The 13,540-nt window shown below is 35.8% G+C and carries 10 protein-coding genes and 1 pseudogene; 9 read left to right on the forward strand and 2 right to left on the reverse strand.

Translation table 11 applies throughout. The features are described 5' to 3' along the window. From ACP6PL_RS07120 to ACP6PL_RS07130, 3 genes and pseudogenes are all read left to right on the forward strand, one after another. Positions 1–754 (forward strand): annotated as a pseudogene (locus ACP6PL_RS07120) (single-stranded-DNA-specific exonuclease RecJ); the annotation flags it as partial. 45 nt (positions 755–799) lie between these two features. Continuing rightward, the gene (locus tag ACP6PL_RS07125) at positions 800–3,010 is read left to right on the forward strand and encodes a serine/threonine phosphatase (RefSeq protein ID WP_426543996.1); all 2,211 of its coding nucleotides are present in this window, start codon (positions 800–802) and stop codon (positions 3,008–3,010) included. A gap of 579 nt (positions 3,011–3,589) precedes the next feature. After that, entirely contained in the window at positions 3,590–4,813 is a 1,224-nt protein-coding gene (locus ACP6PL_RS07130; RefSeq protein WP_426543998.1) for a protein kinase domain-containing protein, read from the forward strand. Between the two features lie 483 nt (positions 4,814–5,296). Here ACP6PL_RS07130 and ACP6PL_RS07135 read toward each other — a convergent pair whose 3' ends face one another. Both ACP6PL_RS07135 and ACP6PL_RS07140 read right to left on the reverse strand, forming a co-directional pair. After that, positions 5,297–5,515, reverse strand: a complete 219-nt coding sequence (locus ACP6PL_RS07135; RefSeq protein WP_094673503.1) for a DUF4327 family protein — start codon at positions 5,513–5,515, stop codon at positions 5,297–5,299. A 659-nt stretch (positions 5,516–6,174) separates the two neighbouring features. Further along, positions 6,175–7,254 carry an HlyD family secretion protein gene (locus ACP6PL_RS07140; RefSeq protein ID WP_426544000.1) on the reverse strand — a complete coding sequence of 360 codons (1,080 nt, stop codon included), beginning with the start codon at positions 7,252–7,254 and terminating at the stop codon, positions 6,175–6,177. 712 nt (positions 7,255–7,966) lie between these two features. Between ACP6PL_RS07140 and ACP6PL_RS07145 the strand changes: the two genes are divergently transcribed. The 6 genes from ACP6PL_RS07145 (at position 7,967) to ACP6PL_RS07170 (ending at position 13,096) form a co-directional block, all read left to right on the forward strand. After that, positions 7,967–8,182 (forward strand): hypothetical protein, encoded by a 216-nt coding sequence (locus ACP6PL_RS07145; protein WP_426544002.1) that lies wholly within the window; start codon positions 7,967–7,969, stop codon positions 8,180–8,182. A 410-nt stretch (positions 8,183–8,592) separates the two neighbouring features. Further along, the gene (locus ACP6PL_RS07150; RefSeq protein WP_426544004.1) at positions 8,593–8,781 is read left to right on the forward strand and encodes a hypothetical protein; all 189 of its coding nucleotides are present in this window, start codon (positions 8,593–8,595) and stop codon (positions 8,779–8,781) included. Between the two features lie 218 nt (positions 8,782–8,999). Then, a complete protein-coding gene (locus ACP6PL_RS07155; protein ID WP_426544006.1) occupies positions 9,000–9,212 on the forward strand; it encodes a hypothetical protein in 213 nt (70 codons plus the stop codon). A 363-nt stretch (positions 9,213–9,575) separates the two neighbouring features. Further along, positions 9,576–9,812: a hypothetical protein gene (locus tag ACP6PL_RS07160; RefSeq protein ID WP_426544008.1), complete on the forward strand. Its 237-nt coding sequence runs from the start codon at positions 9,576–9,578 to the stop codon at positions 9,810–9,812. Positions 9,813–10,247: 435 nt separating this feature from the next. Beyond that, positions 10,248–10,496, forward strand: coding sequence for a hypothetical protein (locus ACP6PL_RS07165; RefSeq protein ID WP_426544009.1), 249 nt, complete (start codon positions 10,248–10,250; stop codon positions 10,494–10,496). Positions 10,497–10,885: 389 nt separating this feature from the next. Further along, positions 10,886–13,096: a peptidase domain-containing ABC transporter gene (locus ACP6PL_RS07170; RefSeq protein ID WP_426544011.1), complete on the forward strand. Its 2,211-nt coding sequence runs from the start codon at positions 10,886–10,888 to the stop codon at positions 13,094–13,096. The last annotated feature ends 444 nt before the right edge of the window (positions 13,097–13,540 follow it).

A 13,540-nucleotide genomic window follows, 5' to 3' on the forward strand; every position in this document is an offset into this window, starting at 1 on the left:
GTTATCCTTTCCCGGAAATGGCAATTTAAAATTTGATACTCAAAACTATAGCGCTGTGGATAATTCTCAGTTATCCTTTCCCGGAAATGGCAATTTAAAATTTGATACTCAAAACTATAGCGCTATAGATAATTCTCAGGTATTGCCTCCCGAAAATGAAAAAGACTTAATTATTCTTACACAATGTCCCACAAATTGGAGTGATTTACGCATCTGGTTCCGGCGGGCAATAAGTCAACAAAAGAAACTAGCGATCGCCTACTTCCAGCCTCCCATTGTTGCTCCCATCGAAATCTGGTACAAACTCCTGGGAATTGCCAAATATCTCAGCCGTACAGGCCAACCTGTAACTCGTTATCAACTGCTAAAAAAGTTAAGTATTGGTGATGCTACTCTTAAATTAGGAATCAAAGCTTTACAATATATTGGCTTTAATGTCAAGTATAAAGACAGAAGTTTTTACATAATCCAGAATCAAACCCAAAATCAAAGATCCTCCGAAGGAGGATCTGCCTCTTGCAGAGGAGCTTTCCTTGGTAATACTAGGCAAACGCTTTTCCTGTCGCGTTTCATGTCGCGCAGCGAAAGCGAAACGTTAACTGAAACTTTATCTCAAACAGTCCGAAAATTCCTAGCAGCAATATCAGAAGAACAATTTAGGCAAAAATACTTTTGTGAAGTGCCTCTAAAAACGATAGAAGCGATCGCAGCCCAAACAATTTTAGAAGATACTAATACTTCTATTCCCTTCTAGTTGCTCTACAATAATTTAAGTTGTGACACAGAACAGCCTCCTATTATGCTCATCTGTCCCCAATGTGAGTTTGAAAATCCTAACAATAATAAATATTGTCAAAAATGTGGTGTATCCTTAACCCACAAGAATTGTCATCAATGTGGGTCACAAGTCCCCTTGACAACTCTACAATGTCACAACTGTGGAGCCTATACAGGTCAAATATGGAAGGCCATTATTTACAATAAAACAGAAGTTACTACTCCCAATTTACCAGAGATTAATCTCAATAAACTGAGTCAAGTGAGTCAAGAAGAATTCATTACAGGAGCAAGCCCCCTGGCCAAGGATTCGGCAGAGTCAGCAGCAGATATAATTTCTGAAGAATCTGAAGAGATTTTAGAATCCTCTGAGAATTCGGAGGAGAAAATTGAAATAGAAGATCCTTTAGAATCCAGTGAGACTTTGGCTAAATTAGCTTCAGATGTAGAAGCTGAAAACACTCAATCAGAAATGATAGGGGACTCAGGTAATTTAAAATCAACAACTGCAGATATACTTAGTCCAATGTCTGAAGCAGTAAACACAGAAAACCCATCATTCTTAAATGATACAGAAATTCTATCCACTGCACCAGAAGAAAAATACTTAGACCCTCAACAACGCTACCAAGTATTGGAAACTATACCAGCAAATAACCAAGGTCAAACAGTAGTTGTCCAAGTATTAGACCGTTACCCACTAGAAGAAACCCCAATTAAAGCTTGGTTGCGAAATAACTCAGGTCAGTTTAAACCAATAACCCCAGAAGCTATGGAAGCTTTAATTATCCCAATCATTGCCCAACCTTATATAGCTTTACATACCCAAATACCTCAACATTTGCCAGTTATTCACGATGCTTGGCGATTGGAGTCCATTCAAAGAGCGCCAACGCCAAACGAAGAAATACTACTTTTGGCAGACTATACCAGTTGGCCAGGATTACTTGACCTCTGGGGAAGTGAACACCTCTCCCAACTACAAATTTTATCGTGGTTAAAAGAAATGACGGAACTTTGGGTAGCCTTAGCACCCTGGAATTGTTGTCAAAGTATACTGGAACATGAAAATCTCCGGGTAAATCAAGCCGAGAATAACTCCATTAAGTTACAACGCTTATATTCAAAACCTGGTGAAGAAGAAAATATTAATGAGTTAATGCTATTCTGGCAATGGTTGTTTGAACAATCTCAACGTACACAGTTTGGTTGGATAACAGCTTTATTTCAGGATTGGCGGGATGGCGAAATACAAACTATTGAACAATTGCGATCGCATTTAATGAATACTCAAGATAACTTAGAACCTCAACCACCCCCTACATCTGCACCTACAGTTTTGCAAACAGATGATTCTGTCTCAGAAATAGTAGATAATATTGAGACTCAAGATACAGAACTTTTACCAATACAGTTGATAAGTTTGGAAAGTTCCGGTAAAAGTGATATAGGTACCCAACGTGACCATAATGAAGATGCTTTTGGGATTCAAACTCAGATAGAAAGTCAAGAAACAACCACAGAAAGAATTATTCAAGCGAAAGGAATTTATGTACTTTGTGATGGTATGGGAGGACACGCTAGTGGAGAAATAGCGAGTCAGTTAGGAGTAGACACGATTAAACAATATTTTAAAACTGAAGGTAGTTGGTCAGTAGGCTTGCCTTCAGAGGAAACAATTCGTGAAGCAATTTTACAGGCAAATGAGGTAATTTACGATATTAACCAACAAGAAGTCCGTTCTGGTAGTAGTCGGATGGGTACTACTTTAGTCATGGCAATGATTTACGATACAAAAGTAGCTGTCGCCCATGTAGGGGATAGTCGTTTGTATCGTTTTTCTCGTAAGGGAGGTTTAGAGCAGATTACTCTGGATCATGAAGTAGGACAAAGAGAAATTAATCGTGGAGTCGAACCAGAGATAGCTTATGGTCGCCCGGATGCTTATCAATTGACTCAAGCTTTGGGACCACGAAATGAAAATTTTGTTAGACCTGATATACAGTTTTTGAATCTAGATGAGGATAGTCTATTAATTTTAGCGTCTGATGGTTTAACAGATAATCAACTTCTGGAAAAAAATTGGCAAACTCATCTAGAACCACTTTTAGACAAACAAGTTAATTTGGAGTTGGGTGTAACTAAGTTAATTGATTTGTCAAATCAATATAATGGTCACGATAATATTACAGCAATTGTGATTCGTGCTTTAGTAAAGCCACAGCAAGATTAGAGAAATTGTGCTGATTTGAAAATATTAAGCAGATCAGAACTATTTGGTAACTCCGATTTTCTCTATTTCCTGTTGCCTAAAAGCTATAACTGAAGTCTGAAGTCTGAAGTTAAATATTGCTATGACTAAATTTGAGAGGAGCGATAATGTACTAATAGTAATGGCTGCTGCTATATAATTACATATTTACCAAATAATTAATGTTTGAAGTCTATCCTTGCAAGGACAAAAAGCGGTCGTTTGCAGCAGTCCGTAGGATGAGATGGCGAGGTTTCCCGCTCTTACAGAGCTGTTCTACTTTTCATGTCGGCGACCGCCGAAAGGCAATCTTCAATCGACCAAGACAGCGGTCGTTTAGCTGGCGCACAACTTTCCTATCGGAATGCTAGCGCAAACGCACTTCGGCTGTTGCCGACATGAAAAACGCTGCGCAACATCAAAAGCGTTTGCGTAGCGCTAAACGCCATATCCAATCGACCAAGAAAAGAAAATAATTCCTTTTAATTAACCCTCTTATTTTTAAGGAGAGGTAATTATTAACCATTAATTGTTAATTATTAATTATTAAAACTATAGATTGTGATTAGGTTAACCCTCCTAGACCCTCAAAAAAATACTCCTTTAAAAAATTGGGACTTTCAGAGCGAATCAATAATTAAGGTTGGTCGCTCTCCTGATAATAATATTGTTTTATCTGATAGTTTAGTTTCCCGATACCATCTAGAGCTACATAAAATATCAAAGTCCCAATCTGTAAATATTTGGCGCTTAGTTAGTCAAGGTACAAATGGGACTTTTGTTAATGGAGTTTTGATGTCTCAGGGAATTGTTTCTGATGGTTCCCTGATACAGTTAGCAAGAGGTGGCCCGATTTTCAAGTTTCAAGTTCAACCTCCATCCGCTGCAAAAATTCCCCGGCAATGTTGTCCTCGCGCTAGTGATAACCCACCAGGAAATCTATTCTGCATCTATTGTGGTCAACCAATTCAGGTTGAACGGAGCATTCGTCAGTATCAAGTTTTACGAATATTAGGTCAAGGAGGTATGGGTACTACCTATTTGGCTTGGGATCGGGAGCGACATAATTTGCAAGGTATGGATGCTTCCCCCGCTGCTGCTCTAGTGGTACTAAAAGAAATGAATGCTGATATGGCTCAAATTCGTAAGGCTCAAGAATTATTTGAGCGAGAAGCTAGAGCGCTGAAATCATTAGACAATTCAGGAATTCCTAAGTTTTTTGATTTTTTTGTCGAAGAAGACAAGAAATATTTGGCAATGGAAATGATTCATGGTCAGGATTTGGAGAAACGCATTGCTATTCAAGGACCAATTTTGCCACAACAAGCAATAGAGTGGATGATTCAGACTTGTCAAGTCCTGGAATACATTCACTCACAAGAACCCCCACTGATTCACAGGGATATTAAACCTGCTAATCTTCTAGTACGCCGTCGCGACAATCAGATAGTGGTTTTGGATTTTGGGGCAGTTAAAGAAATTGGAACCCCTTTAGGTACGCGAATTGGCGCAGAAGGTTATAGCGCCCCCGAACAAGATCGCGGGCAACCTTTAACTCAATCTGATTTGTATGCGGTGGGTGCAACTCTGATTTTTTTACTGACAGGGCAAAGCCCTATGCACTTTTATGATAATCGTGGTAATGGTTATCGGTTTTATATAGAAAGCGTTCCTACTATTACACCACAATTACGGGAGGTTATTGAAAAAGTTACACAACCATTGCCTAGTGATCGCTATCAAACTGCCCCAGAGTTAGCACAAGCCTTGAAGAGTTGTTTTTAGAAGGCAAACATAATCAGTCTCAATGAGCTAATACTAAGTCTGGTTTTAGATGTGTTATTTCTGAAAGGAGATAGCAGGAAAAAATGATGAATTTCTTTTGTAAATCCGACTTGGTATCAGTGATATAAAGGCATATTTTGATCTTGAGAAGGACTGTTTGTAATAGTGTAATACTATTTCATTATCCATCTTGTGCAAGATTTAACCTATTCAAATCAGTTAAAACAATCATATTATAACTTCATCATTCAAAGTAAAGGCAGTTAGCTGCAAAGGAAGAAATATTAATGGTTTGTACACTGTTTCCATATCTTGGAATTACAGCTTTATACTTGGGGCAATTAAACAATTTTGAGCAACCAAGTTTTTTTAACATGAATGCGGTTGCCACAAGATTTATAACAAGAATCTTCCTGATAACGAACAACTACCAAACTTTTGTTTTCATCCGCCTAGTTTAAGTTTGATAGGGAAGTTAGTCAACTAATCTTCTTCCCAAGCCTCTACAGCTAATAGTTCACTGATTGGATCTTGCATCGAAAAACCAAACTCTTGCAGTTCTTTTTTCCAATAGTGCCATTTATCCCCAAAAAGTAGGGCTATCTTCCAGATACTATCTGTTGGCTTAATTACATTAGATTTCAGAAGGGAATTCACCTGACGCTGGAGTTTATCCATCGGGTGTATAACCTGTTGGCTCATAATACCTCTTAATTTGTTGAAATTCTGCTAAACACTACCTGCCCATTCTCACTTTTACCGATTCGTGGATTTTTCGTGGCCTTGGGAAAGGTGCTTTATATGTTTATAATGTAGAATACTTACTTTTGGCAAGCCACTATAAGTAAAACTAAATTATTTAAAACCAATGGTGAGATTTGTTTATAGTTCCTTAGTTTTTATGTGTATTCCTACTTGAAAAAAATCAATTAATGTGATATACAAAAATGTTATTCCTAAACAGGTAAACAATCTTTTTTTTGATTATACTCAAAACAATAACACAAATTTAGACATAGATCAAGATGTAGTTAGTCTGAAAGCATAAATTTAGTTAATCGTGGAGATGATAAATCGTGAATATGATAACCAGCAATGGGTAATTTTAATATATTGAGTTATCCTAATTAACTGCTCTAGGATAGGACTTATACAAAGAAACCTAGTTTCTACAAGAAATCTGGCTTGAATAATCGATATCTACACACATAACCAGGTTTGGGTGGTTCGTGTGGATCAATCCTGTATTTATCTAAAGTCTAGGGAAAGGTAAGGGCGATTACTGGACTGTGGGAAGATTATGATTAACAATATAGTTCTATTCTTAACCCGTCCAGCTCAACCAGAAACAATACAAGTTACTAAAAGTCAGTTAGTAGTCTAACCTTTCTGAGAACAAAAGTTAATACAGTCTCCTCTGAAGAAATAATATCAGCTCGACCTTCCATTCCTGGTTGGATCTGATATTGACGATCGCTTTTGACTAAGTAAGGTTGTTCAGGTGTTATAGTCACCTCATAATAAGCTTCTTGAAGCACTTCTGGAGTGATAGCATCTGGAGAAATTGAACTGACTGTTCCTTTGAGAATACCATAATCAGGGAAAGGATAAGCTGAAACCCGAATTTGCACAGTTTGACCTACTTTCACCCTGGCGATATCTGCTGCTGTTACTCTACCTTTAAATACTAAAGGTGCATTACTAGGAACAATCTGAGCGATAGCTGCTCCTGATTCTACAGTTTGCCCAGGATTACGCAAAGATAACTTAAGTATAGTACCATTTGCAGGAGCGCTAATTACACTATTATCAAGCTTAATATTAACCTGTTCTAGCTCTCTATTGCCAGTAGTCAAATCTTTAATTAGTTCTGTTCGCTTCACAATCAGATCGCGTCTATCTTTAGCAAACTGTTGAGCAACTGTAGGCAAAGATTGGGATAATTCTAAAATAGCTGACTCAATGGATGATTCATCTATCTTATTATTTGCTACTGTAGTTGATTGGGATTGCTGAAAGGTTTGAGGTCTAGCAGTAGCTATAATTTGAACTTCTAGAGCAGAAAGTTGTTGATTGATCTGTTCTAATTCTATATTGCACTGTTTGATTTTTTCTTGTAGTTGATTTTTTTGACGATTCAGAGCAGATTCATCTATGCGTGCAATCGCATCTCCCATTTGAACCGCTTGATTTTCATTTACTTCTATACTGTCAATTTTACCTTCTGTAAGTGCTTGAACAATTCTTACATCTCCTGTTGGTCTAGCAATAGCTTCAGTTCTCACAGTGGGATTATACTTGACTACACTCATTAGGGTAATAGCTGCACCAAATGTTCCCACTAGGAACATTCCGCCTATCTTATTCCAACGACTCATAGGAGGAAGAAATTCATCACTTTCTAAGGGTTGTACTTCTATAGAATCAGAATTATTAAACATAATTAATTTTCACTTACTAAAATAATTTTTTTGAGACTAAATTGAGAGATTAGTATCAAGTTCAGTTAATTACCTACTAAGGTCCTAGAACTTTGGTCTCTCAACCGCTATAAATGAATGACAATGACAAATTTTCATCGAACATAATATAAATACTCTAACTAATTATCTTATTTATATTCTTCCCTGTTCAATCAAATATTTTCGGGGAGTTTCCCATATTACTGTGAAATTTTCATCTTGCTATGAATTATACCAATTACAATGTATTAATTCTATGCTTTAATGAGACTTCAACAGTCAAGTAGTTACCAAGATTTAAAGTATTTTTTTGACAATTATTAATTAGTTAGTAATTATTATCACTACTTTTCCTCTACCCCCACCTCCCACACTCCCCCACTTCTCCATCTAATCATATATAGCAAGATTTTTGATAAATGGTATGATCTTACTTCTCTATTTTTTTTACTTTCCAGCAGAGGAAATTCTCTAGCTTAAGAGTTACTTTGTAAGTGATCCGGATAAAGTTAAAACTGGCAGAAATTAGGATTAAAGTTAATACTCAACATAAAGTTATCATATAAGTTGGCAAAAATCCGGATACTGCAGATTATTTGGGAAGTATAAACTAAAATTCCTTCAGAAGTTAAAGAAATCAGCAAAGATTACTGCTATTTTCTGAAAATTATTAACCATGAGGAAGTTAATCATGCAAGAATCTCAACAAAGGCAACTTTTTATAGAACTGAATTCAGAAGAATCTACCACAATAAATGGTGGTTACAATGAAAATAATCAATATCGTCGTAGTTTTTTAGGTTTTCAACTTTGTCCTCGCAGTTATTATGGTTATAACCGTTATTCTTCTGACTATCAACGTTATAATTCTAATTATTATAAGGGTAATATAAGAGGCTATTACTAAGGTGATTTTAGTTATCAGTTAACACTGAATAGTACCTCCTACTAAAGTAGGGGGCTTAAAATGCTGGATATTATTTTTTAACTATCTTTAAATATAAGGCTTAATATTTGATATTTTTGTCAATTTTTTTCATCTTTAAAATAAGATATAAATTCTCAGCATTTAGCTGTTTAATATATTTATAACTAGATTGGTAAATGTAAGAACTTCATTACGAAGAGCTGACTGCTAATAGCTCAATACTTACATATTTTTAGAGTTGTTATGTATTTTAGAATTTTTAACAAATTATTTAGGTCAGTATCTATCCGGATGTTGCTAACTACCAAGGAAGAATGAATTGTAATTCTTAGTAGTAAAACAGGAATTATTAAACGTTACTAATGTAATTAACTTTGAGGAAAATATCGATGCAAGAACAAGAAAATAACCAACTCTTTACTGACCTTTCTTCTGAAGAATCTGCTACTATCAATGGCGGTCATGGATATTATGGTCGTTATGGTCGTCGCCGTTATTACGGTTATGGCTATCGTCGTTATTATCGTCGGCCTGTACGTTACTACTCCCGTCGTCGCTACTATGGTGGCTGCTACTAATTAAAACTTTTTAATAGTAGTTTTCTCCTGATTAGTTTAAAAAAAAGTAAATTTTTTAGTGCTTTTTATCAGCTCATAAATAGCAGATAATCAGGAAAAAAAATCTCCGGATGCTGGAAGTCACTAACGAATAATAGATCGGAAATCACAAGATAGTTAAATAAAATTATAGAGATTTTAACTATCTTGTAAACCGAAATAAAGCAGAGGATAATCTTATGCAAAAAACTCAAAACAGCAAACTATTTTCTGACCTTTCTTCTGAAGAATCTGCCACTATTAATGGTGGTCATTACTACGATGATTGTTACGGTTATGGTCGCCCCGTACGTTACTATCGTCGTCCTGTTAGCTATCACTATCGTAGCTACAGCTACAATTATAGTCGCCCTGTCAGTTATAGCTACAGAGGCTATTACGATTGTTACTAAAAGTTAGCAATCTAACTCTGATTTAAGCTAATTTAAGTTCAACTAATTAAACTAAATTTAGCTCCTCAAAAATTATAGGTGCTTTTTAATCAAACTTGAATTAACTATCAGATTTGCTTAGTAAATACTCCGAAATAGCAGTCAGTTATCAGGCTAGATATAGTTTGTTTCAAGATCTTTTAAAGCTATTAAAAAACTGACTGCTAATTTAGCGAAGCTTTTTAAATGTCAGTTAAATAGAAAAAAAAAATATCCTGAACCTTTAACTTACCCAAAGAATAATCTATTACAAATAACGAGATAGTTGCATAAATAAATATAAATCTAAACTAGCTTGTTGATTAAATTAAATCTGAGGAAAAAATGATGCAAGAAACTCAAAATAACGAACTATTTTCCGATATTTCTACTGAAGATTCTGCTACTATTAATGGTGGTTGTGGTTGTGGTGGCTACGGTTACAGTCGCTCTGTAAGTTATTATAGCCCCCGTGCCTATTACTATGGTGGTCATGGATATGCTCGCCCTGTACGTTATGGCTATCGTCGTGGTGGTTATGGTTACGGTTATCGTGGCTACCGTCGTGGTGGCTGCTACTAAAAGTTATATTATGGTGGAATTATAACTTTAATTGACATTGCATTAAATTAAGTACCTATAGCTTTATGGGTGCTTTTTTCTGATTTTTTTTCATGGTCAATATAAATAGTAATTTTCATATTTGCGAGGTGCCAAAATTTGAGGTAATAGAGAATAAATATAAAAACTGATATCAAATTTTTATGAACTTGCATATATATTGCTACGCCCAAGTTAAAAGTAATCTTTAAATGTACCTAAAAAAGGGTTAAAAGAACAATTTAATCAAAAATAATATAGTTATTTTTAAATTTTAAATTATAGTTGAATCTAAATAAAAAAATCTCCGGATGCTGCAACTCACCAAAGGAATAATCTATTACAAATCACGAGATAGTTAAATAAATAGCAATAAATTTATACTAGCTTGTTGATTGAATTAATTCTAAGGAAAAAATGATGCAAGAAACTCAAAATAACGAACTCTTTTCTGATATTTCCACTGAAGATTCTGCCACTATTAATGGTGGTTGTGGTTGTGGTGGCTATGGATACGGTCGCTCTGTAAGTTATGGTTACGGTGGATATCGTGGTGGCTATGGCTACGGTTATGGTGGCTACCGTGGTGGCTATGGATACGGTCGCTCTGTAAGTTATGGCTATCGTCGTGGTGGCTATGGCTACGGTTATGGTGGCTGCTACTAAAAGCTATATCATGAGCTATATGATGGTGGGATTATAACTCTGATTGGCATTTCATCAAATTAAGCACCTATAGCTTTATTAGCTTTATAGGTGCTTTTTTCTGATTTGATTGTTTGTTAAGAGAAATAGTTATTTGGCATAGCATAACAGGACTTACGCACCTAAACAAGAAACCGGGTTTATTGCCCTGATTTTTTCAAATCACGGAATTTTGTCTATAAACCCGGTTTCTGGGTAAGTCCTAATAATTCATCAGCCTAGTGCCGCTACGCGGAAGTCAGAAGTCAGAAGTTAGAAGTATTGATTAGTAAGACTTTTAGGATTTTATAACTTGTCAGTTATTTCCGCCATTCTGCACTAGTTATTTTTAAATTAAAAATTAAATCATTATGTTAGACATTGTACCAGTACCAATATTACCAAAAGCATCTACTGAGCGTGAAACAAATAACTTTAATAAATATCCAATAATTCTTCAACAAAGTGAGGAAGATTGTGGAGCAGCTTGTTTAGCTTCTATTGCCAAATATCATGGTCGTACTTTAACAATTAATCGGATTAGAGAAACTATAGGTACTAATCAACAAGGAACTACATTATTAGGTTTAAAACAAGGTGCAGATACTATCGGTTTTAATGCTAGGTCTGTGAAAGCTAATCCAGGAATTTTAAACCAAATTGACCGCGCTCCTTTACCAGTAATTATTCATTGGCAAGGCTATCATTGGGTAGTTTTATATGGTAAACAAGGAGATAAATATATCATTGCAGACCCTGCTATTGGAATTCGTTTTTTGTCTGAAAAAGAATTAGCTGAAGCCTGGGAAGATTGGGTCTGTTTATTGGTAGAGCCTGATGCAAAACGCTTTTTTTCTGAGGCTGATGAAAAGGTAAGTAGTATTAGCAGATTGGTGAGACGAGTTTGGTATTATCGTCAAATTATTGTTCAGGTATTTTTGCTAAATATTGTCTTAGGTTTACTTTCTATTGCTTCTCCTTTTTTGGTACAAATCCTGACTGATGATGTGCTTGTTCGAGGTGATTTTCAGTTACTTACCAGTGTGGTAATTGCTGTAATTGTGATGAATATTTTTAGCAGTTGTCTGGAGTTAGTTCAGTCTAATATGATTGCTCATTTTGCCCAACGTTTGGAGTTAGGGCTAGTGATGGAGTTTGGCAGACAAATTTTACGTTTACCATTGAATTATTATGAGACGCGACGTAGTGGTGAAATTGTTAGCAGGCTAACAGATATTAAAGAGATTAATCAGTTAGTTTCCCAAGTAATTGTGAGTTTGCCCAGTCAATTTTTTATTGCTTTGGTATCTTTGATTGTAATGTGCCTCTATAGTTTTTCCTTGACTATAGTTGCTGTTTTTATGGCAGTGGTTATGACTTTATCAACTATTGCTTTGTTGCCTATATTACAGCAAAAAACTAGAAATTTATTTGCTTTAGAGGCAGAAACTCAGGGTGTTTTGGTGGAGACTTTTAAGGGAGCAATGACTCTCAAAACTACCTCTAGCGCTCCTCAGTTCTGGGAAGAATATCAAGGTAGGTTTGGCAAGTTGGCTAATTTGAGTTTTAGAACTACTCAGATTGGGATTGTCAATGATGTATTTTCAGGTTTAGTTAGTAATATTGGTAATATTTTTCTGTTGTGGTTTGGCAGCAATTTAGTTATCGCTGAACAATTAAGTATTGGTCAGTTATTGGCTTTTATTGCTATGAATCAATATGTGTCAACTTTGGTTAGTACGTTGGTAGGATTGATGGATGAATTGGCAAAAGTTCAGACTGCCACTCGACGACTTTCAGAAGTAATAGATTATCCTCCAGAAACTGATGAAAAGCATCAAAAGCCGGAGGCGAAAATCAAGGATAATGCTGATATTATTTGTTCTAATATTAGTTTTCACTACGCTGGTAGAATAGATTTATTAGAAAATTTTTCTGTGAAGTTTCCTGGTGGTAAGTCTATTGCTTTAATTGGAGAATCTGGCTGTGGTAAAAGTACGGTAGCTAAATTAATTGCTGGTTTATATCCTGTGCAATCTGGTAATGTTCAAATTGGCATTTATAATTTGCAAGATTTAGACATAAATTCTTTGAGAAAACAAGTTGTATTGGTGCCTCAAGATGCTCATTTTTGGAGTCGTTCCATTATTGAAAATTTTCATTTGGCTGCACCTGGGGTAACTTTTGAACAAATTGTTAAAGCTTGTCAGATTTCTGGGGCGGATGAATTTATTAGTCGTTTACCTGATAAGTATCAAACGGTTTTAGGAGAATTTGGAGCGAATATTTCTGGTGGACAAAGGCAGCGTTTGGCAATAGCTAGAGGTATTGTTAGTGACCCGCCTGTATTAATTTTGGATGAGTCAACTTCTGGTTTAGATCCGATGGCTGAGTCTGAAGTATTGGAGAGTTTATTGTCTCATCGTCGTGGTACAACTACTATTTTTATTAGTCACAGACCAAGGGTAATTAGTAGAGCGGATTGGATTATTTTATTAAATCGTGGTCAGTTAGAATTGCAAGGTTCTCCGGCATCTTTAAGGGCAAAAAATGGGAATCATTTAGATTTTTTAAATCCTTAAATTATCGGGTTGGAAGAAGTTTGGCTACTTTACTTATCTGTTTAGTTTCGGTTAATATCATGTCCGGATAATTAGTGATAAAAAAACTTTCTGATTTTTATACTTTCTTTCTCCTCTCTTCCCTCCTGACTCCTGTCTCCTGACTCCTGACTCCTCCCCCATTTATTTATAACTATTCAACCGGACATGATATAAGTATCTCGAATTTTCCTGACTATTGCGCATAGAGCAATAGTAGTTTTATTCATTCCGTGAAGCACCCAGGAGAGATGGTTGGAGAATTTTCCTGACTATTGCGTATGGAGCAATAGTAGTTTTATTCATTCCGTGAAGCACCCAGGAGAGATGGTTGGAGATTTTCGTGACTATTGCGTATGGAGCAATAGTAGTTTATTCATTCCGTGAAGCACCCAGGAGAGATGGTTGGAGATTTTCGTGACTATT

The sequence above is a fragment of the Dapis purpurea BLCC-M126 genome, from assembly GCF_050015975.1.
Lineage (GTDB): Bacteria > Cyanobacteriota > Cyanobacteriia > Cyanobacteriales > Microcoleaceae > Trichodesmium.